Annotated in this window: 17 protein-coding genes; 10 read left to right on the top strand and 7 right to left on the bottom strand. The window is 65.4% G+C overall.

Translation table 11 applies throughout. The features are described from left to right. Positions 1-194 precede the first annotated feature (194 nt). The 4 genes from apbC to P9220_RS00615 all read left to right on the top strand — a co-directional run bounded on the left by apbC (position 195) and on the right by P9220_RS00615 (position 5,044). Entirely contained in the window at positions 195-1,283 is a 1,089-nt protein-coding gene (gene apbC / locus P9220_RS00630) for an iron-sulfur cluster carrier protein ApbC (protein WP_309763096.1), read from the top strand. 120 nt (positions 1,284-1,403) lie between these two features. Beyond that, positions 1,404-1,937 carry a superoxide dismutase family protein gene (locus P9220_RS00625; protein ID WP_309763095.1) on the top strand — a complete coding sequence of 178 codons (534 nt, stop codon included), beginning with the start codon at positions 1,404-1,406 and terminating at the stop codon, positions 1,935-1,937. Positions 1,938-2,101: 164 nt separating this feature from the next. Next, the gene (gene dcd / locus P9220_RS00620; RefSeq protein WP_309763094.1) at positions 2,102-2,671 is read left to right on the top strand and encodes a dCTP deaminase; all 570 of its coding nucleotides are present in this window, start codon (positions 2,102-2,104) and stop codon (positions 2,669-2,671) included. 87 nt (positions 2,672-2,758) lie between these two features. Beyond that, positions 2,759-5,044 carry an arginine/lysine/ornithine decarboxylase gene (locus P9220_RS00615; RefSeq protein WP_309763093.1) on the top strand — a complete coding sequence of 762 codons (2,286 nt, stop codon included), beginning with the start codon at positions 2,759-2,761 and terminating at the stop codon, positions 5,042-5,044. A 79-nt stretch (positions 5,045-5,123) separates the two neighbouring features. On the opposite strand, the gene gstA is transcribed toward P9220_RS00615, so the two are convergent. Beyond that, positions 5,124-5,729 (bottom strand): glutathione transferase GstA, encoded by a 606-nt coding sequence (gene gstA, locus P9220_RS00610; RefSeq protein ID WP_309763092.1) that lies wholly within the window; start codon positions 5,727-5,729, stop codon positions 5,124-5,126. 303 nt (positions 5,730-6,032) lie between these two features. On the opposite strand from gstA, the gene P9220_RS00605 reads away from it, so the two are divergent. Next, on the top strand, positions 6,033-6,416 hold the full coding sequence (locus tag P9220_RS00605) for a T6SS amidase immunity protein Tai4 family protein (RefSeq protein WP_309763091.1): 384 nt from the start codon (positions 6,033-6,035) through the stop codon (positions 6,414-6,416). On the opposite strand, the gene P9220_RS00600 is transcribed toward P9220_RS00605, so the two are convergent. From P9220_RS00600 to P9220_RS00590, 3 genes are all read right to left on the bottom strand, one after another. Further along, the gene (locus tag P9220_RS00600; RefSeq protein WP_309763090.1) at positions 6,403-7,335 is read right to left on the bottom strand and encodes a bestrophin family ion channel; all 933 of its coding nucleotides are present in this window, start codon (positions 7,333-7,335) and stop codon (positions 6,403-6,405) included. The genes P9220_RS00605 and P9220_RS00600 overlap by 14 nt on opposite strands. A gap of 83 nt (positions 7,336-7,418) precedes the next feature. Continuing rightward, positions 7,419-8,822 carry an argininosuccinate lyase gene (gene argH / locus P9220_RS00595; protein ID WP_309763089.1) on the bottom strand — a complete coding sequence of 468 codons (1,404 nt, stop codon included), beginning with the start codon at positions 8,820-8,822 and terminating at the stop codon, positions 7,419-7,421. Between the two features lie 67 nt (positions 8,823-8,889). Further along, a complete protein-coding gene (locus P9220_RS00590) occupies positions 8,890-9,699 on the bottom strand; it encodes a helix-turn-helix transcriptional regulator (protein ID WP_309763088.1) in 810 nt (269 codons plus the stop codon). Between the two features lie 113 nt (positions 9,700-9,812). Here P9220_RS00590 and P9220_RS00585 point away from each other — a divergent pair, with 113 nt between their 5' ends. After that, the gene (locus tag P9220_RS00585; protein ID WP_309763087.1) at positions 9,813-10,577 is read left to right on the top strand and encodes a class I SAM-dependent methyltransferase; all 765 of its coding nucleotides are present in this window, start codon (positions 9,813-9,815) and stop codon (positions 10,575-10,577) included. Positions 10,578-10,598: 21 nt separating this feature from the next. Here the strand turns inward: P9220_RS00585 and ppc are convergent, their stop codons facing one another. Beyond that, on the bottom strand, positions 10,599-13,601 hold the full coding sequence (gene ppc / locus P9220_RS00580; protein WP_309763086.1) for a phosphoenolpyruvate carboxylase: 3,003 nt from the start codon (positions 13,599-13,601) through the stop codon (positions 10,599-10,601). A gap of 277 nt (positions 13,602-13,878) precedes the next feature. Between ppc and hemC the strand changes: the two genes are divergently transcribed. From hemC to P9220_RS00560, 4 genes are all read left to right on the top strand, one after another. Beyond that, the gene (gene hemC, locus P9220_RS00575) at positions 13,879-14,913 is read left to right on the top strand and encodes a hydroxymethylbilane synthase (protein WP_309763085.1); all 1,035 of its coding nucleotides are present in this window, start codon (positions 13,879-13,881) and stop codon (positions 14,911-14,913) included. Continuing rightward, positions 14,913-16,958: a fused uroporphyrinogen-III synthase HemD/membrane protein HemX gene (hemDX, locus tag P9220_RS00570; protein WP_309763084.1), complete on the top strand. Its 2,046-nt coding sequence runs from the start codon at positions 14,913-14,915 to the stop codon at positions 16,956-16,958. The genes hemC and hemDX overlap by 1 nt, the downstream gene beginning before the upstream one ends. Beyond that, positions 16,958-18,151, top strand: coding sequence for a heme biosynthesis protein HemY (locus tag P9220_RS00565; protein ID WP_309765326.1), 1,194 nt, complete (start codon positions 16,958-16,960; stop codon positions 18,149-18,151). Before hemDX ends, P9220_RS00565 begins: the two co-directional genes overlap by 1 nt. Before the next feature lie 226 nt (positions 18,152-18,377). After that, positions 18,378-19,907: a GDSL-type esterase/lipase family protein gene (locus P9220_RS00560; protein WP_309763083.1), complete on the top strand. Its 1,530-nt coding sequence runs from the start codon at positions 18,378-18,380 to the stop codon at positions 19,905-19,907. Here the strand turns inward: P9220_RS00560 and P9220_RS00555 are convergent. Beyond that, positions 19,901-20,224, bottom strand: coding sequence for a rhodanese-like domain-containing protein (locus tag P9220_RS00555; RefSeq protein ID WP_309763082.1), 324 nt, complete (start codon positions 20,222-20,224; stop codon positions 19,901-19,903). The two genes, P9220_RS00560 and P9220_RS00555, sit on opposite strands and share 7 nt — an antisense overlap. A 66-nt stretch (positions 20,225-20,290) precedes the next feature. Next, positions 20,291-20,944 (bottom strand): protein-L-isoaspartate O-methyltransferase, encoded by a 654-nt coding sequence (locus P9220_RS00550; protein ID WP_309763081.1) that lies wholly within the window; start codon positions 20,942-20,944, stop codon positions 20,291-20,293. Positions 20,945-21,031 lie beyond the last annotated feature (87 nt).

The raw sequence follows: 21,031 nt of genomic DNA, 5'->3' as shown, positions 1-21,031 counted from the left end.
CGAGCCTCTACAATAATGGGAATATTGAGAAACACGTCCGTCCGGCCCGGTGCGATGCGTCCCCGGGGAGCAACAGCAGCGGCATAGTGCAGCGCGGGGCGACTCGCGCGCAACGGCGTTAACAATTACTTTCAATTTCCTCAGTTTGTTGCAGTGCGACGGCAGCTTAGCAACAGGCGTTCCATGGAGTTTCAATGAGCATTGACCGCGCGCGGATCGACACCGCACTCGCTACCCTGACCGATCCGAACACGAACCGCAAGTTCGTCGATACGAAGAGCATCCGCAACGTTTCCATCGAGGGCGGCAAGGTGGCGGTGAGCGTCGTGCTGGGCTATCCGGCGAAGACGCAATTTGCCACGATCGGCAGCCTCGTTGCCGATGCGTTGCGCCAGGTGGCCGGCGTTACCGACGTTTCAGTCGATGTCACCTCGCAAGTCGTCGCGCATGCGGTGCAGCGCGGCGTGAAACTGCTGCCGAACGTCAAGAACATCATCGCGGTGGCGTCGGGCAAGGGCGGCGTCGGCAAGAGCACGACGGCGACGAATCTCGCGCTTGCGCTCGCGCAGGAAGGCGCATCGGTCGGCATGCTCGACGCAGACATCTACGGTCCTTCGCTGCCGATGATGCTCGGCATCTCCGGCCGCCCCGAATCGCCCGACAATCAGTCGATGAATCCGCTCACCGGCCACGGCATTCAGGCGAATTCGATCGGCTTTCTGATCGAGCAGGACAACCCGATGGTCTGGCGCGGCCCGATGGTCACGTCGGCGCTCGAACAACTGCTGCGTCAGACGAACTGGAAGGACCTCGATTACCTCGTCGTCGACATGCCGCCGGGTACGGGCGACATCCAGCTCACGCTGTCGCAGAAAGTGCCGGTGACGGGCGCGGTGATCGTCACGACGCCGCAGGACATCGCGCTGCTCGACGCGAAGAAGGGCCTCAAGATGTTCGAGAAGGTCGGCATTCCGATTCTCGGCATCGTCGAAAACATGAGCACGCATATCTGCTCGAATTGCGGCCACGAAGAGCACATCTTCGGCGCGGGCGGCGGCGAGCGCATGGCGAAGGAATACGGCGTCGAGATTCTCGGGCAACTGCCGCTCGATATTTCGATCCGCGAGCGCACCGATGCCGGCCAGCCGACCGTCGTGTCGCAGCCCGATAGCCGTATTGCGGAGACGTATCGCGCGATTGCTCGCCGCGTCGCGATTTCGATCGCCGAGCGCCAGCGCGACATGACCTCGAAGTTCCCGAGCATCGTCGTGCAGAACACCTGACATCGATCGTCCGGACGTGTCTTTCGCGGGCCTTGTGCGGTGCGGCTCGCGGTATCATGTCGCCTTCGAGGCGCGGCAGCGTGGACGCACGGGGTGTCGGCGGGCCGCCAAGAGGATCGCATGAGAGACAGATTCGACGGGAGGGCGCTTGCCGCCTTGTTCGCCACGGCCGCGTGCAGCGTCGTGCTGAGCGGCTGCGGCATCATCTTCCAGAATCACGAGAAACTCGCCGACGCCACGCTGAAGCCCACGCCCGGCAACACGGCGCGGGGCACCATCACGCTGATCGAGCGCTCGGACGGCGTACAGGTCACCTACAGCATCACCGACATGCCGCCCAACAGCGATCACGCGTTGCAGGTCCATGAACGCGGCGACTGCATCGCGGTGAACGGCGCCGACGCGAGCCCGGTGTTCGCACTGCCGGGCGAACGGGCGCGCGCGAGCGGGCGGCTCGAAGGCGAACTCGGCAACATCCATGCGGACGCCAACGGCACGGCGACGGGGTTCATCGTTGCCACGGACGTATCGCTCGACGGCGTGCGCTCCGTCATTTCCCGCGCGATCATGCTGCATCGCGAAGCCACGGACCCCTACGCGATGAGCCCGCACAACGTGGGTCCGGCGCTTGCGTGCGGCGTCATCCGGCGCTGACGGCATCGGCTGAACGGCCGGGCTCGCCTTCAGCATCATTCGCGTAAAATACGCGCTTCGTTTTGTCATCGTCTTTCGTCTGGTCCGGCCGGGCCATGCGCCGTTTCACCGAAGGCCTGCGGTCCCATCGCGCGATCGCAAGCTGCAACGCTGGGTAGCGTTCTATGAGCATCAAGTCCGACAAGTGGATTCGGCGCATGGCCGAAGAGCACAAGATGATCGAGCCGTTCGTGCGCGATCAGGTGCGCGTGGCCGAGGACGGCCGCAAGATCGTGAGTTACGGAACGTCGAGCTACGGCTACGACATCCGCGTGGCCGACGAATTCAAGATCTTCACGAACATCAATTCCACCATCGTCGATCCGAAAGGCTTCGACGAAAAATCGTTCGTCGACTTCAAGGGCGACGTCTGCATCATTCCGCCGAATTCATTCGCGCTCGCGCGCACCGTCGAGTATTTCCGCATTCCGCGCTCGTGCCTGACCGTGTGCCTCGGCAAGTCGACCTACGCGCGTTGCGGAATCATCGTGAACGTGACGCCGTTCGAGCCGGAATGGGAAGGCTACGTCACGCTCGAATTCTCGAACACGACACCTTTGCCTGCGAAGATCTATGCGAACGAGGGCGTCGCCCAGGTTCTGTTCTTCGAAAGCGACGAAATATGCGAGACGTCCTATGCGGATCGCGGCGGCAAGTATCAGGGGCAGCACGGCGTCACGCTGCCGAAGACCTGAGCCACGCATCGTCAGACACCCGCACGCTGTTGAAAGACCGCTGATCCGATGCTCGGGCAGCGGTCGTTCCATTTGGAGATTCGCCTCATGAAGTTCCGCTTTCCCGTCGTCATCATCGACGAAGATTTTCGCTCCGAGAACATCTCGGGTTCCGGTATTCGCGCGCTGGCCGAGGCGATCGAAAAAGAAGGCGCCGAAGTGCTCGGCCTGACGAGCTACGGCGATCTCGCCGCGTTCGCCCAGCAATCGAGCCGCGCATCGTGCTTCATCCTTTCGATCGACGACGACGAGCTGCTGCCTTATGCCGACAACGTCGTGGTCGAAGGCGATACGCCCGAGCTCGCCTCGGCGATCGTCGCGCTGCGTGCGTTCGTGAGCGCCGTGCGCCGCCGCAACGCCGACATCCCCATCTTCCTGTACGGCGAAACGCGTACGTCGCGCCATCTGCCGAACGACATCCTGCGCGAACTGCACGGCTTCATCCACATGTTCGAGGACACGCCGGAGTTCGTGGCGCGCCATATCATCCGCGAGGCGAAGGTGTATCTGGATTCGCTCGCGCCGCCGTTCTTCGGCGAGCTCGTGCGTTACGCCGAGGAGGGGTCGTATTCGTGGCACTGCCCGGGGCACTCGGGCGGCGTCGCGTTCCTGAAGAATCCGCTCGGACAGATGTTCCATCAGTTCTTCGGCGAGAACATGCTGCGCGCGGACGTCTGCAACGCGGTGGACGAACTCGGTCAGTTGCTGGATCACACGGGGCCTGTCGCGGCTTCCGAGCGCAATGCGGCGCGCATTTTCAGCGCGGACCATCTTTTCTTCGTGACGAACGGCACCTCGACGTCGAACAAGATCGTGTGGCACGCCACCGTTGCGCCGGGCGATATCGTCGTCGTGGACCGCAACTGTCACAAGTCGATCCTGCACGCAATCACGATGACGGGCGCGATCCCCGTCTTCCTCACGCCGACGCGCAATCACTTCGGCATCATCGGTCCGATTCCGCGCGACGAGTTCAAGCCCGAGGTCATCAGGAAGAAGATCGAGGAGAATCCGTTCGCGCGCGAAGTGCTGGCGAAAAATCCGAAGGTCAAGCCGCGCATTCTGACGATTACGCAAAGCACGTATGACGGCGTGGTCTACAACGTCGAGATGATCAAGGACCTGCTCGGCGATACGCTCGACACGCTGCATTTCGACGAAGCGTGGCTGCCGCACGCCGAGTTCCATTCGTTCTATCAGGACATGCACGCGATCGGCGCGGGCCGGCCGCGCACCGGCGCGCTCGTGTTCGCGACGCACTCCACGCACAAACTGCTCGCCGGCATCTCGCAGGCGTCGCAGATTCTCGTGCAGGACAGCGAGAACAGCACGTTCGACCGTCATCGCTTCAACGAGGCGTATCTCATGCATACGTCGACGTCGCCGCAGTACGCGATCATCGCGTCGTGCGACGTCGCTGCCGCGATGATGGAAGCGCCCGGCGGCCCGGCGCTCGTGGAAGAATCGATTGCGGAGGCGCTCGATTTCCGCCGCGCGATGCGCAAGGTGGATGCCGAATACGGCGACGACTGGTTCTTCACGGTCTGGGGCCCGGACGCGCTGGCCGAGGAAGGCATCGGTGATCGCGAGGACTGGATGCTGAAGCCGAACGATCGCTGGCACGGCTTCGGCCCGCTTGCGGAAGGCTTCAACATGCTCGATCCGATCAAGGCGACGATCATCACGCCGGGGCTGGATGTCGACGGCGAGTTCGGCGAAACGGGCATTCCGGCCGGCATCGTGACGCGCTATCTGGCGGAGCACGGCATCATCGTGGAGAAGACGGGGCTTTACTCGTTCTTCATCATGTTCACCATCGGCATCACGAAGGGCCGCTGGAACTCGATGGTCACGGAGCTTCAGCAGTTCAAGGACGACTACGACAACAACCAGCCGCTGTGGCGCGTGCTGCCGGAATTCGTCGCGCAGCATCCGTCGTATGAGCGCATCGGCCTGCGCGATCTGTGCCAGCAGATTCACAGCGTCTACCGCGCGAACGACATCGCGCGCCTGACGACCGAGATGTATCTGTCGAGCATGGAGCCGGCGATGAAGCCGTCCGAGGCGTACGCGAAGCTCGTGCACCGCGAGATCGACCGCGTGCCGATCGACGAACTCGAAGGCCGCGTGACGAGCATTCTGCTGACGCCGTATCCGCCGGGCATTCCGCTTCTGATTCCGGGCGAGCGCTTCAATCGCACGATCGTCGATTACCTGCGTTTCGCGCGCGAGTTCAACGAGCGCTTCCCGGGCTTCCATACGGATATTCACGGGCTCGTCGGCGAGATGATCAACGGGCGTATCGAGTATTTTGTCGATTGCGTGCGGGATTGACGCTTGTGCGTCTCTTGCCTGAAAGACAAACGGCCCGCGAGGGCCGTTTGTCTTGGTGTGACGACGATGAATGCCGGCGTCAGATGAGTCCTTCGGCCTTCATCGCCGCCTGAACCGCCGCCCGCGCGCCCACGCGCGCCTGATACGCGACCAGCGCCGACCACTTGTTCAGGTCGAGATCGATATGCGGGGCCCAGCCGAGCACGGTGAAGAGGTATGCATCGGCAATGCCGAATTCGTTGCCGAGCAGGAACTGCTTGTCGTCGATGTGCTTGGCGACGTAACCGAGACGGCGTTCCAGATTTGCCATGGCGGCCGCTTTCCAGTCGCTCGACGCGGCGGGATTGAAGAACGGCGAGAAGTTCTTGTGCAGTTCGGTGCCGATGAACGTGAGCCACCCTTGCAGGCGATAGCGCGCCATCGCGTCGGCGAGCGGGGCGAGATGCTTTGCCGGAACCTGATCCGCGATGTATTGCATGATCGCCGGGCCTTCCGTCAGCACTTCGCCGTTATCGAGTTGCAGCGCGGGCACGTAGCCCTTTGCGTTGATCGCCGTGAAATCGGCGCCGCTTGCGGTCAGCTTCGTTTTGAGGTCGACTGCTTCGATTTCGTAAGGCAGACCGGACTCTTCCAGAACGATATGCGATGCGAGCGAACATGCGCCGGCTTTGTAAAACAGTTTCATTCGAATCTCCAGGGTAAATCGCGGAGCATTATGAACGATTCGCGGCGGAGCCGGCAGTGACGGGTGAGGAACGATGTGTGTCGGCGGGGGGAAATGATGGGGTTATCGGATTAGTCGTGTATGAATGGGTAGAGGTGACTATTACGCTGGCCGATCACAAACCGACGAGAGAGATCATCGATGAGTGGGAGACCGCCATTCGCGCGGGCACGTTACCCTGTGGGACGGCAACGCATGTTCTGATTCATGCCATCTGCTTCAGAACCCTGATAACGGCACATTCGTTCCCGAAACGGCATCGCTATGGATACTGCACTGATGCGCGCAGTCGTCGCAGGCATCGCGTTGGTGTTACTTGGCCAATCCGCAGCCGCAGCGCAACCGGATTCCATCGTCGGACAACGTGCGCTTTTGAAGCGATGGGCACTGAGCCGATGCCTCGCCAAGGTCTATCCCGATGCAGCCACGAGCAAAGATGCGAACGCGACGGCCAGCGTCTATCTGGAAGCGGGCAAAGTTCCAGTGGACGCGTACGGGGCAATCGATCAACTCGCGAGCGACTACGCGAGCCGGCACTGCACGGGCTCGATAGATTCGTCTTTCGGCACGAAGAAATGCATTGACTTGTTCGACAGCAAGGCGCTCGACGATCTCACCCGACGCCTCGCCGCCCTCAATCGACGATGAACCTTCGCGCCGACTCCCGCGCCGCCGGCGGCGCCGATGCAAACTCGGGGTCCGCCGCCATGTCGTGCAGCGCGGCTTCGAGCGTTGCGCAGATCGCATTCAGGGCGAGGTCGTTTTCTTCGAGCCCGAACGGGTCCTCGATCTGCGCGGCAATCGCCTCCAGCGCCATGAACGCATACGCGACCAGCAGCGCGAAAAGCGGCGTGAGCACGCCCGCGCCATCGACCAGGCCGAACGGCAGCAGAAAGCAGAACATGTAGATCGTGCGATGGATCATCACCGAGTACGAAAACGGCAGCGGCGTGGACGCGAGCCGCTCGCACCCGCCGACGACGGCCGACAGCGCGTTCAGGTTGTGATCCATCGCAAGCACCGCGTAGCCGTCGAGCGACGCATCGCGCTTGCGCTGTGCAATCCATTCGCCGAGCCACAGCAGGATCGTCGCGGGCTTGTATTGCGCGGCGTTCACCCGGTCGAGCAGTTCGGGCGGCAGGCGCGGCGCGAGATCGGCGGACGCGTCCGTGCCGCGCAACTGATGCCGCAGCGCATGCGCGAAGCCGCCGATCACCGCGAGAAAGCGCCGTGTCGCTTCGTCGTCGCGCGGATGCTGCAATGCGAGCGCCTGCCGCGCGAGCGAACGCGCGGTGATCAGCATCGAGCCCCACAGCTTGCGGCCCTCCCACCAGCGGTCGTAGCTCGCGCTGTTGCGAAAGCCGAGAAACACCGCGAGCGCAATGCCGACGAGCGCGAACGGCGGCGTGCCAAGCCCGATCGGATAGTGGCGCATGTGGTCGTGCATGAAGATCGCCGCGACCGAGAGCGCGAAGATCAGTCCGAGCCGCGGCAGCAACTGGGGCAGCACAGAGCCGCGCCAGACGAACAGCATGCGGAACCAGTGCAGCTTGGGGCGAATGATCATGGTGCGTCAGGAACGGGAAGGACGGCGACAAAAAAGGCCATCCTTACGGACGGCCTCCCGTGACATGCGATGTCAGCGCACGTTCAAAGCGCTTCGCGCGCCGCCTTCGCCGCCGCGCGCACCTGATCCGGCGCAGTCCCGCCCGGATGATTGCGGCTCGCGACCGAGCCTTCGAGCGTCAGATAATCGAACACGTCGTCGCCGATCAGATGCGCGACGTTCGGCAACTCGATACGCATTGCGTCGAGCGAAAGATCCGCGAGATCGCAGCCGCGGTCGTCGCAGATACGCACCGCGTGCGCGACGGCTTCGTGCGCATCGCGGAAGGGCAGGCCGCGCTTCACGAGGTAATCCGCGAGATCGGTCGCCGTCGAGAAGCCCTGCAACGCCGCCGCGCGCATGTTCTGCGGCTTGACCGTGATGCCCGCCGCCATCTCCGAGAAGATGCGCAGCGTATCGGCGACGGTATCGACCGTATCGAAGAGCGGCTCCTTGTCTTCCTGATTGTCCTTGTTGTAGGCGAGCGGCTGGCCTTTCATCAGCGTCAGCAGCGCCATCAGATGCCCGTTCACGCGGCCCGTCTTGCCACGCGCCAGCTCGGGCACGTCGGGATTCTTCTTCTGCGGCATGATGGACGAGCCGGTGCAGAAGCGGTCCGCAAGATCGATGAAGCCGACGCGCGGACTCATCCACAGCACCAGCTCTTCCGAGAAGCGCGATACGTGCGTCATCACGAGCGCGGCCGCCGCCGTGAATTCGATCGCGAAGTCGCGGTCGGAGACGGCATCGAGCGAATTCGCGCAGACGCCGTCGAAGCCGAGCGTCGCGGCAACCGCGTGACGGTCGATCGGATAGCTCGTGCCCGCAAGCGCCGCCGCGCCGAGCGGCAGGCGGTTCACACGCTTGCGGCAATCGCGCATGCGTTCGGCGTCGCGCGCGAACATCTCGACGTAAGCGAGCAGATGGTGCCCGAAGGTCACCGGCTGCGCGACCTGCAAGTGCGTGAAGCCGGGCATGATCGTATCGGCGTGCTTCTCGGCCATGTCGATGAGCGCGCCGCGCAAGTCCGTGAGCAAGCCGCCGATGCGATCGATCTCGCCGCGCAGCCACAGGCGGATGTCGGTCGCGACCTGATCGTTGCGCGAGCGGCCGGTGTGCAGCCGCTTGCCGGCATCGCCGATCAATGCGGTCAGACGCGCTTCGATGTTCAGGTGCACGTCTTCCAGGTCCAGCTTCCACTCGAATTCGCCGCGTTCGATTTCGCCTCTGATCTGCGCCATGCCGCGCTCGATGGCGGCGAGGTCGTCGGCGCCGATGATCTTCTGCGCGGCGAGCATCGACGCGTGCGCGAGCGAGCCCTGAATGTCGACGAGCGCGAGCCGCTTGTCGAAAAACACCGACGACGTATAGCGCTTGACGAGGTCCGACATCGGCTCGGAGAAGCGAGCCGACCAGGCTTCGCCTTTTTTGTGGAGTTGGGACGTCATGGTGATGTTTTCAGCGGTTGGAGCGGCTTTGCGTCAAGCCGGAAGACGAAGATTTTAACATTCGAGACTATTCGGACCCGACCAGAATGACGAGCTTCAAGTCCTCGCGATGCGCGGGCTTGAACGTGATCTGATTGAACACGATGCGCCCGCGCGCCGGATGCTGGAACGCGCGCTCGCCGCCTTCGCGCTCGAACACGTCCTGCGAGGCCCAGTAGCGCGCGAACGCGTCGCTGGCGACGGAAAGCGAATCGATCAGCGCGCGGGTCGGCGGATCGTTCAGATGGCGAATGGAATCGGCGCGGAATTCGGCGGCAAGACGCCGCGCGCGCGTCTCCCAGTCGACGATCAGTTCGCGCGCCGCCATCGACGTGAAGGTGTACGCCAGCAGATTGCGGTCGTGCTCGCCGTCGAGCCAGCCGACGAACAGATCGGCGGCGGGCGCGTTCCAGCGCAGCGCGTTCCACTGGCGGTCGAGCACGTAGGCGGGCGCGCCGATCAGCCCGACGGTCTGCAAGAGCGCGGCGGGCACGTCCTGCGCGGCGGGATCGGGCTCGGCGGGATCGCGCTGGGCGGCGAGTTCGAAAAGGTACGCACGCTCGGCGCGCGACAGCTGCAGCGCGACGGCAATGCGCGCGAGGGCATCGGCGGAAGCGGAGACGGGGCGGCCCTGCTCGATCCACGTGTACCACGTCGGACTCACGCCGCAAAGCTGCGCGACTTCTTCGCGCCGCAATCCGGGCGTGCGGCGGCGCGGTCCGGGCGGCAAGCCGACGGCGAGCGGCGACAGGCGTTCGCGATGCGTGCGGATGAAATCGCCGAGCGCGCGCGCGGGCGTCTCGGGCAACGGCTCGGAAGCGTTTTTCTCAGGATTCATTCGGACTTCGACAGGTGGTTCCGATACCAGAATAAATGCTCAACTTGTACTGGTACCAGGCGGGCTCTATTGTAGCGGCAGGCACTTCAGCCGATGACAAAACGGAGCGCACGATGAAACACCACGAACAGGTCGCCGACGCCTTCGGCTCGACCGCCGCCGCGTATCTCACGAGCCAGGTTCACGCGACCGGCGCCGACTTGCAGAACCTCGCCGCGACGTTCGCGGCCACGTGCGGCAACGCGACGGTGCTCGACATGGGCTGCGGCGCGGGACACGCAAGTTTCGCGATCGCGCCGCATGTGCGGGCAGTGGTCGCGTACGACATCGCGCCGCAGATGCTCGCCACGGTCGATGCCGCCGCGAAGGAGCGCGGCTTGACGGCCATCCGCACGCAGCAGGGCGCCGCCGAGACGCTGCCGTTCGACGACGCATCGTTCGATTGGGCCGTGAGCCGCATGAGCGCGCATCACTGGCGCGACGTGCCGCGCGCGCTTCGTGAAGCGCATCGCGTGCTCAAGCCGGGCGGGCGGCTCAAGTTCATCGATATCGCCGGCATCGACGATCCGCTTTACGACACGTACATTCAGGCAATCGAACTGCTGCGCGACGCGTCGCACATTCGCGACTATCGCGCGGACGAATGGATCGCGATGCTCGACACGGCCGGCTTCGACGCGCACGTGACCGAGCGCTGGCGCATTCCGCTGGAGTTCGAAGCGTGGGTATCGCGGATGCGCACGCCGCCGGAGCGCGTGACCGCCATTCGCTCGATGTGGACGAGCGCCCCCGACGAAGTGCGCCAGTACTTCAGCGTCAAGGACGATTGCTCGTCCGAGCTGGACGCGTTGATGATCGAGGCGAAGCGCCGGGATTGACGCGTTCGCCCCGCGCGATCCTCAGCCGGTATTGCGCAACCCCGCCGCGATCCCGTTGATCGTCAGGTGAATCCCGCGCCGCAGCCGCACGTTCTGGTCTCCCGAGCGATGGCGCTTGAGCAGCTCCACTTGCAGGTGATTCAACGGATCGAGATACGGGAAGCGGTTCTTGATCGATCGCGCGAGCAGCGGGTTATCGGCGAGGCGCTCGCTCTTGCCGGAGATTTCGCCGAGCACGCGGCACGTGCGCTCATGCTCCGCGACGATCCGCTCGAACACGAGCTTGCGCAGCTTTTTGTCGCTGACGAGCTGCGCATAACGCGACGCCACGGCGAGATCGGTCTTCGCGAGCACCATATCCATGTTCGACAGCAAGTTCTGGAAGAACGGCCACGTCTTGTGCATCTTGCGCAGCATGCCGAGCCGCTTCGTGCGCTCGGCATCCGACGCCGCCTGATCCAGATAAGCCGTCACCGCGCTGCCGAAGCCGTACCAGCCCGTCAGCAGCAAGCGGCATTGTCCCCAGGAGAAGCCCCAGGGAATCGCGCGCAGATCCTCGATCTTGCGATGCTTGGGGTCCTGGAGCTTGCGCGACGCCGGCCGGCTGCCGATGTTCAGCTCCGCGATCTCCGCGATCGGCGTCGACGAGAAGAAGTAGTCGGTGAAGCCGGGCGTCTTGTAGACGAGCGCGCGATACGCGGACATCGCCGCATCCGATAGCGTCTGCATCGTCGCTTCGAACTTCGGCAGCTCGGCGGGCGCGTTCTCGTGCGGCAGCAGCGAGGCTTCCAGCGTCGCGGCGACGACCGTTTCCAGATTGCGCCGCCCGATTTCCGGATTGCCGAACTTGCTCGCGATGACTTCGCCTTGCTCCGTCAGGCGAATTTGCCCGTCGACGGTGCCGGGCGGCTGCGACAGGATCGCCTGATAGGTCGGGCCGCCGCCGCGTCCGACCGTGCCCCCGCGCCCGTGGAACAGCCTGAGCGTCGTGCGCCGCTCCCTGAACAATGCGACGAGAGCCAGTTCCGCGCGATACAGCTCCCAGTTCGACGTGAGGAAGCCGCCGTCCTTGTTGCTGTCCGAATAGCCGAGCATGACTTCCTGCTCGCCGCCCTGATTTTCGATGAGCGCATCGACGCCCGGCAGCGCGAACAGATCGCCCATGATGACGGGCGCATTGCGCAAGTCCGCGATCGTCTCGAAGAGCGGAATCACCATGAGGCCGTCGCGCGCGGGATCGTCGTCGTTGCCGAGGCAGCCTTGCAGGACGCCGGTCTCCTTTTGCAGCAGCATGACTTCCAGCAAATCGCTGACGGTTTCCGTGTGCGAAATGATGTAGTTACGCACGGCGCGCGTGCCGAATTTTTCGCGGGTCACGCGCGCGGCTTCGAGCACGCCGAGCTCGCTCGTCGCGAGATCGGAATAGCGCGCATAGGGCAGACGCAGCGGACGCGGCTGCGCGAGTTCCTTCAGCAGCACGCGCCGCTTGTCTTCCTCGGCAAGCGCCGCGTAGTCCTGCTCGACGCCGCCGCGCGACAGCAGCTCCGCGACGACCGCTTCGTGAATGTCGGAACTCTGCCGCAAATCGATGCTCGCGAGATGGAAGCCGAACACTTCCGATGCCCGCGCGAGCGGCGACAGGCGCAGCGTCGACAAGGACGCGCCGTGATGTTCCGCGAGCGAATCGATCAGCACGTGCAGGTCGCGCGTGAACTCGGCGGCGTCGGCATAGGGCGTCGCGCGCACCGGCGTCGCGCTGCGCCCCGCGCCGCGCACCGACACCACGCCTTCGCCGAGCCGCACGCGCGCGCTCGCGGCAAGCCGCGTGTAGATGCCGATCAGCGCCCGGCGATACGGCTCGTCCGTGCGATGCGGCGAGCGGTCCGGCGATGCATCGGCAAGCGCCTGCAGCGCCGCGCTCGATCCGGCGAGCAACTCCGACACCGACAGTTCCGCGCCTAGCTTGTGAACCTCTTCCAGATAGTGTTCGAAGATGACGGTCGCCTGCCGCGTGATCGCGTTCTCGAGCGTCTCGGCCGTCACGTTCGGATTGCCGTCGCGGTCGCCGCCGATCCAGCTCCCCATCTGAAAGAACGGCGGCAGGCGCGCGGGCAGGCCGTGCTCGGCGAGCGCGGCTTCGATATCGGCATAAAGCGCGGGAATCTCTTCGAGGAAGGTCGCGCGATAGTAGGACAGCGCGTTCTCGATCTCATCGGCGACGGTCAGGCGCGCGTCGCGCAGCATGCGCGTCTGCCACAGCGACGTCACCCGCGCGCGCAGCACCGCCTCGTTGCGCGCACGTTCGCGGGCGGTCAATTCCTGATCGCGCTCGGCGAGCAGGCGGGCGATGTCGTGCTGCGCATCGAGAATGCTCTTGCGCTGCACTTCGGTCGGATGCGCGGTGAGGACGGGGACGATCAGCGCGTCGTCGAAGAACTTCTGCAGCAGCTTGCGCGTCGCGCTGACGTTTTTCTGCTCGCGCATGCGCTCGATCGCATAGGCGATCGAGCCGGGCCGCGGCGCCGTGCCGGCGAGCGCGTGGATGCGCCGGCGGCGGTTGTGATGCCGGTCCTCCGCGATATTCGCCAGATGCGAAAAGTAGCTGAACGCGCGCACGACGCTCACCGTCTGCTCCGGCGACAGCGCGCGCAGGCGTTTTTCCAGCGCCTGCGACGCATCGACATCGTCTTCGCGGCGGAATTTCACGGCGGTCTGCCGAATCGTTTCGACCATGTCGAAGACGGCGTCGCCTTCCTGCTCCCGCAGCACTTCGCCGAGCAGCCGGCCGAGAAAGCGGATGTCTTCGAAGAGCGGGCGGTCCTTGTCGTCGCGGGCGCGGTTCGCGGGCTTCGCGCGTTCGGGGGAAGCCTCGTCGATGCCGGCATCGGCCACCGGCTTCTTGCGCGGCGTCAATGCGTCTTTTTTCTTCGATGGCTTCGCCTCGAACGCGAGCGACGCGTCGGAGGATGAGTCGGGCAATGCGCCGTTACTGCTAGCCGGGCGGGCCGATGCGGAAGACGTCACGTTGGATTCCTCTTTGATGCAACCAGAGAACATCGACAGACGCAGCGGCCGGGGCCGGCGTCCTTGGCGTGTCATGCGGACCAGCGAAAGCGGAACTGCTCGAAGCGTAGTGCGCGCGCATGTGTCTCCCCATGCGGCGGCCACGCACGGCGCCGGCCTTGCAGGCGCTCGGAGAAGCGCACCAGACAAGGCTCCGGCGCACCGCCCGCGCCGAATGGACCCTGGCGTGCGTGCTACCATTATTCGTTATTTCATCCCGTCATTCGATCGAGCATCAATGAATTCCGAGACGCATTCCACGACACCGCCCGCCACGCTCATCATCGCGTCGAGGGAAAGCCGGCTCGCCATGTGGCAGGCCGAGCACGTGCGGTGTGCGCTGCACAAATTATATCCATCTTGCGACGTCAAAATTCTCGGAATGACGACGCGCGGCGATCAGATTCTGGATCGCACGCTGTCGAAAGTCGGCGGCAAGGGCCTGTTCGTGAAGGAGCTCGAAGCCGCGCTCGCCGAAGGCCGGGCCGATCTGGCCGTCCATTCGCTGAAGGACGTGCCGATGCAGTTGCCCGACGGCTTCACGCTCGGCGCGATTCTCGAGCGCGAAGATCCGCGCGACGCCTTCGTGTCGCCGCACTATGCATCGCTGGAGGACTTGCCTGCGGGCAGCGTCGTCGGCACGTCGAGCCTGCGCCGTGAAGCGATGATCCGCGCGCGCTTCCCGCATCTCGAAGTGCGGCCGCTGCGCGGCAATCTCGACACGCGCCTCGGGAAGCTCGATCGCGGCGACTACGCCGCCATCATTCTGGCGGCGGCCGGACTGAAGCGGCTCGGCATGGAGGAGCGCATCCGCGCGCTGCTCGACGCATCGGACAGCCTGCCCGCGGCGGGTCAGGGCGCGCTCGGCATCGAGATTTGCGCGGACCGCGCCGATCTCGCCGCGTGGCTCGCGCCGCTGCACGATGAAGCGACCGCGCTCGCCGTCGAAGCGGAACGCGCGGTGTCGCGCGCGCTCGGCGGAAGCTGCGAGGTGCCGCTCGCCGCCTACGCGCAATGGCGCGACGACGCGCTCTATCTGCGCGGCGCCGTATCGATGCCCGACGGCAAGCGCATCCTGCGCGCCGAAGAGCACGTGCCCACGCCCGATCTCGCGGCTGCGCTCGCGCTCGGTCAGCGCGTATCGGCGGATCTGGCCGCGCAAGGCGCAATGGATATCGTCAACGCGCTCTCGGCGATGAGCCGCGCCGACGCGCCCAACGCAGCGCCGGCGAAGGAACAACCGCTCCCGCCGTCCGCGGCGGACCCGTCCTGATGGCGAGCGCGCATCGCGCCACCGTCGTCATCACGCGGCCGGGCGGGCAGTCGTCCGCGCTGGTCGAGCGGCTTCATCGCGCGCATCTCGATGCATTCGAGTTTCCGCTGATCGACATCGCCGCCGTTTCCGACGATGCCCCGCTGCGCGCGGCCCTCGACGAACTCTACGGCCCCGGGCGTTACGCGCTGGTGGTGTTCGTGTCGCCGAACGCAATCGATCACGCATTCGGCCGCCTCTTCGCGCCGTGGCCGGTGGACATTCCGGTGGCCGCCGTCGGGCCGGGCAGCGTCGCGGCGCTCGCGCGGCAGGGCGTGAGCGCCCCGGGGCATCGCGTGATCAGCCCGTCGGCGGAACACGCCGATCCGCGCTTCGATTCGGAGGCGCTGTACACGGCGATCGAGGCGCACTTCGGTGCGAACGGGCTCGAAGGCAAGCGCGTGCTGATCGTGCGCGGCGACGGCGGGCGCGAATGGCTCGCCGACCGTCTCGCCGAAGCGGGCGCGCGTGTCGAAAAGGCTGCGGCGTACCGGCGTCTCCTGCCGGAACCGTCCATGCAAGAGTGGGAGCGCATCCACTCACTGCTCGCCGGCGAGCCGCACGCGTGGCTGCTGACCAGTTCCGAAGGCGTGCGCAATCTCGATGAACTCGCGCGCGAGCACCTGACCGCCGATGAAATCGCGCGCCTGAAGCGTGCGCCGGTTGTCTGCCCGCACCCGCGCATCGCCGAAGCCGCGCGCCAGACGGGTTTTGATAGGATTACGGTGTCCGGCGCCGGCGACGAGCGCATCGTGGATACCCTGCAAAGCCTGCTTCCAGACAATGCCGCCGCACCGGCGCAGAGCCGCGGGGCGGCGGTATCGACGGACAACGCACCGGCTCATTCGCCGGACAACTCACCGGCCCATCAACCGGCTCAATCACGCATGACTGATTCGAACGATTCCAAGAAAGCTTCACCTCAGCCGAACGTGACACCGCCCCTGCCGCCCAACACGCCGTTCACGCTTGACGAGCAGCAGAAGCGGCGGGGCGGCGCGGGCATCGTATTGTTATGGTTCGTCGTCGCCATTCTCGCGATTGCCGCAGGCGCGGGCGGTTACGCGCTGAACCGCAAGGTCGATCGCAAGGAGCAACAGCTGACGCAGCGCGTCGCGCAGTCGGACGCGCAAAACGCCGATCTGCGCGCGAAGGCCGATCAGGCCGCGAGCGCAACGGGCGCGCTCAACACGCAGATCATCCAGTTGCAGGGCAAGCTCGCCGATGCCGAAGCGCACAGCCAGGCGCTGCAGCAGCAGTATCAGGACCTCGCGAGCAATCGCGACGACTGGACGCTCGCCGAAGTCGAGCAGATTTTGTCGAGCGCGAGCCAGCAGTTGCAACTCACCGGCAACGTGCAGCTTGCGCTCTTCGCGCTCGAAAGCGCCGACACGCGCCTCGCCGCGACCACCGGCCCGCAAGTGGTGTCCATCCGCAAGGCCATCGCGCAGGACATGGACAAGCTCAAAGCCGCGCCCACCACCGATCTCACCGGCCTCGCCATCAAGCTCGATACCGCCATCGAACAGATCGACGCGTTGCCGCTCGCGGGCGAAGCGCCGATCGAGCGCGCGCGCGCGCAGGCCGCGGCGCCGGGCGATAGCGCGTCCATCGCGGCGGCGACGGGCGAGCCGCGCTGGAAGGTCCTGTGGCGCCAAGTCACGACGGGCATCGGCCAGCAACTGGCGAGTCTCGTGTCGGTGCGGCGTATCGACAACGCCGACGCGATGCTCACGTCGCCCGATCAGGGCTACTTCGTGCGTGAGAACGTGAAGCTGCGGCTCTTGTCCGCGCGCTTGTCGCTGCTTTCGCGCAGCGAAGCGACGCTGAAATCCGATCTGCAGGCCGCCGACGCGTCGCTCGGCCGCTATTTCGATCCGTCGTCGAAGAAAGTGCAGGCCGTGCGCGGTCTCGTGAAGCAGGTCGATCAGGCGTCGCTCGCGGTCGCCGTGCCGAACCTGAACGCGAGCCTCGCCGCCGTGCACCAGTTCAAGCGAGGCGGATGATGACGATTCGTGGACTCATCTGGCTCGCGCTGCTGTTCGCGGTCGCGGTGATCGTCGCGACGGTCGGCGGCTTCGACGGCGGGCAGGTTCTGCTCGTGGTGCCGCCGTATCGCGTGGATCTGTCGCTGAACCTGTTCGCGGTGGCGCTCGTCGTGCTGTTCATCGTGCTGTACGCGCTGATTCGCGCGGCGCGCGGCGTGTGGAAGATGCCGGAGCGCGTCGCCGCCTATCGGGCGCGCAGCCGGCTCGCGAAGGCGAATGCGTCCTTGCGCGATGCGATCGGCCACCTGTACGCGGGCCGCTTCTCGAAGGCGGAGAAAGCCGCGCGCGATGCGCTTTCCGTCGATGCCAACAAGGGCGCGGCCGGGCTGATCGCTGCGCACGCGGCGCATCGGCTGCACGAATACGCGCGTCGCGACGAATGGCTCGCGCAGATCGACGGCTCCGACTGGCAGGACGCGCGTCTCATGGCCACCGCCGACATGCGCGCCGATGGCCGCGACGCGGACGGCGCGCTCGTCGCGCTGACGGAAATGCAGGCGCAGGGCGGCCGGCGCATCCATGCACAGCAGATCGCGCTGCGCGCGCAGCAGCAGTTGAAGAACTGGGGCGAAGTGCTGAAGCTCGTGCGAATGCTGGAAAAGCGCGAGGCGCTGCATCCGGCGGTCGCGGTGCGCCTGCGTCAGGTCGCGGCCGAAAACCTTTTGCGCGATCGCCGGCACAATCCCGACGCGCTGCTGGAACTCTGGCAGTCGTTGTCGGTGAAGGAGCGCCAGTCGCCGCGTCTCGCCGACCTCGCCGCCGAACTGCTGATCGCGCTCGATCGCCGCGCGGAGGCGAAGAAGATCGTCGAGGACGCGCTCGCGCACAACTGGGATGCCCGCCTGTTGCGGCGTTACCCGGACTGCATCGTCGGTGGCGACGCTTTCCCGCTGATTCAGCGCGCCGAGGCGTGGCAGAAGGAGCGCACGGAGGACGCGGACCTCCTCTTCACGCTCGGGCGGCTGTGCCTGCATCAGCAGTTGTGGGGCAAGGCGCAGGCGTTCCTCGAATCGGCGCTGAAGCTCGCCGATAACGAACCGCTGAAGATCCGCACGCATCGCGCGCTGGCTCGCCTGCACGAACAACTCGGCGATGCCGACAAAGCCGCCGAGCACTATCGCGCGAGCGCGCTGGCGATGAACGTCGTCTAAAGCCGAAGCTCGATTCGAAGTGCAGAGAAGCCGCCGGCGCGCGAAGCGCCTGCGGCTTTTTTATTTCACTGCCTCTGTCTGTTCGCTCCCGCACGTGCACGCCGCACGGTAACGTGATCTATTCGCATTCAGCCGTTGCCGAAAGTCAGCCAAAGGGGACGAAGTGAATAAGACAAATGGGCTTCGAAGCGTCGTCGCCGCGGCGCTTTGGACGATGCTTTCGTGTATGGAATCATCGGCCGCGTTCGCGCAGAACAGCGCGCCGCAGTGGACCGGCACGTGGTCAGCCGCGCCCGCCGTGACCAGCGATCCCGGTTTCGACAACCAGACGATCCGGCAGATCGTCCACACGAGCATCGGCGGATCGGCGGCGCGGCTGCGGTTCTCCAATCTGTTCGGCGCGCAGCCTGTCACCATCGGCGACGTGCATCTCGCAGAACGGGCGAGCGGGGCGCAGACCGTGGCCGCCACCGACCGCGTCGCGACATTTAACGGACAAGCCTACGTGACGATTCCGGCGGGCGGTTCCGTGCTGAGCGACGCCATCGCCTTCGCGGTGCCGACGCTCGGCGATATCGCGGTCAGCGTCCATGTGCCGTCGAAGACGCCGCCGAATTCCACCGGACACGTCGCCGCATTGCAGGATGTCTACATCGCGCCCGGCGACGTCAGCGGGGATGCGTCGTTCGCGGGCGGCGTCGCGAATGCGGCGGGCGAGCGGTCCTATTACTTCCTCACCAACGTCGATGTCGTCAACGCGGGCGCGACCGGCGCGGTCGTCGCGTTCGGGGCGTCGATCACGGACGGCATCGCGTCGGCGCCGAACACGAACGGGCGCTGGCCTGACCGCCTGGCCGAGCGGCTCATCGGCGCGGGCATGAACGTGGGCGTGCTGAATCAGGGCATCAGCGGCAACAACTTCTTCTCGGATGGCGGCGCGACGGGTCAGGCGGGCCTCGCGCGCTTCGGTCGCGATGCGCTGCAACAGGCCAACGTGAAGTGGGTGATCGTGTCCGACGATGCGGTGAACAACTTGATCAGCGGCAATCCGCCGACCGCCGAGCGGCTGATCGACGCCTATCGGCTGTTGATCGCGCAGGCCCACGCGGCGAACGTCAGGATGATTTGCTCGACGCTGACGCCGTTCCAGGGTGTGTCGCGCTGGACGCCCGGCATCGAGAACACGCGGCAGGCGGTGAACGCCTTCCTGCGCGACAAATCCAGCGGCTGCGACGGCTTGCTCGATCAGGCCGTCGCGGTCGGCGGCGCGGGCATCGGTGCGAGCGCGTTCGCGCCCGCGTTCAATAGCGGCGACAATCTGCATCCGAACGATGCGGGCCTTCAGGCTATCGCCGATGCGGCCAACCTCGGCTGGTTCGCCGCGTTGCCGACGGTGCGCGCGCCCTCGGGCTGCGGCCGGCTCGCGCCGGGCGAGGGATTGCTGGCGGGGCAGACGCTCGCATCATGCGACGGTCGATTCTCTCTGACGCTCGGCCGCGACGGTTATCTCGCCATTGTGTTCGACGGCGGGCCGATCTGGTCGTCTGGCGCGTTCGGAGCGCCGGGCGTCGTGGTGCGCTTCGCGGAAGACGGCACGCTGTCGCTATACAACGCGAACGGCGCCCGCGTCTGGCAGACGACGAAAACCAGCGCGCCCGGCTACGCCTACATGCAGCGCGACGGCAACCTCGTCGTCTATTCGCAGGCCGGCACGCCCGTCTGGGCGACGGGCACGGTGACCGGACGGGCTCAGTAAGTGGGAACGGACGGATCGACCTGACGCGACCATGCGTCGATGCCGCCGTACAGATTGAAGATGTTCGTGAAGCCGCGCGATTCGAGAAACATGCCGACCTGGGCGCTGCGCGCGCCGTGATGGCAGATGCAGACGATCTGCGCGTCGTCGTCGAGTTCTTCACTGCGCGCGGGGATGTCGCGCATCGGAATGGACACGATGTTGTCCATCGCGGCTGTCTGAAGCTCCCACGGTTCGCGCACGTCGAGCAGCACGGGAGCGGGGCGGGAGGAATCGGCGAGCCACGCGGCGAGTTCGGGTGCGGTGAGATTCTGCATGGGAGCCTGGGCGGGACGATGATGATGCGCGGCGGCGATGTTCGCCCGCCGCGGACCGGGCGGCGTTCAGAACCTGAACGGCGAAGGATGCAACGCGTTCTTGAGCGGCGCGACGAGCGTTTCGAAGACATCCGACACGCGGAACTGCTTTTCGTCGACGCGCGTGATGATTTGCGCCTTCATGACCGGCGCCGCGCCGACGAATGCCGCAATACGCCCGCCGATGCTCAGCTGCTCGAGAAATTCCTGCGGCATGATCGGCAGTCCGCCCGACACGCAGATGACGTCGTACGGTGCGCCTTCGTTCCAGCCGCGCGAGCCGTCGCCTTCCATGACCTGCGCGTTCGTCACGCCGTTCGCCGCCAGGTTCTGCTTGGCGAATTCGGCCAGTTCCGGCGAAATTTCGACGGTCGTCACGCTGCGGCCGCGATGCGCGAGCAGGGCCGCCATGTAGCCCGAGCCCGCGCCGATTTCGAGCACCGTCTCGGTCTTCTTCACCGCCAGTTCTTGCAGGACGCGCGCCTCGATCTTCGGCGCGAGCATGCGTTCGCCGCCCGGCAGCGGAACTTCGAGGTCCGCGAAAGCGATGTTGCGATAGGCGGCGGGAACGAAGTTCTCACGCTTGACGACCGACAGCAGATTCAATACGTCCTGGTCCAGCACATCCCACGGACGAATCTGTTGCTCGATCATGTTGAAACGCGCTTGCTCGATGTTCATTTTCTGTGTGCGTGTTGGCGACCGGGAACATACGCCCCGATGCCCGGCGAGACGCGCCGGAACGGGGCTGATTGACTTCGCGATTGT

This window comes from Caballeronia sp. LZ016, from assembly GCF_031450805.1.
GTDB lineage: Bacteria > Pseudomonadota > Gammaproteobacteria > Burkholderiales > Burkholderiaceae > Caballeronia.
Note: the sequence above shows the minus strand (reverse complement) of the source record. Positions and strands in the feature narration are given on the sequence as shown.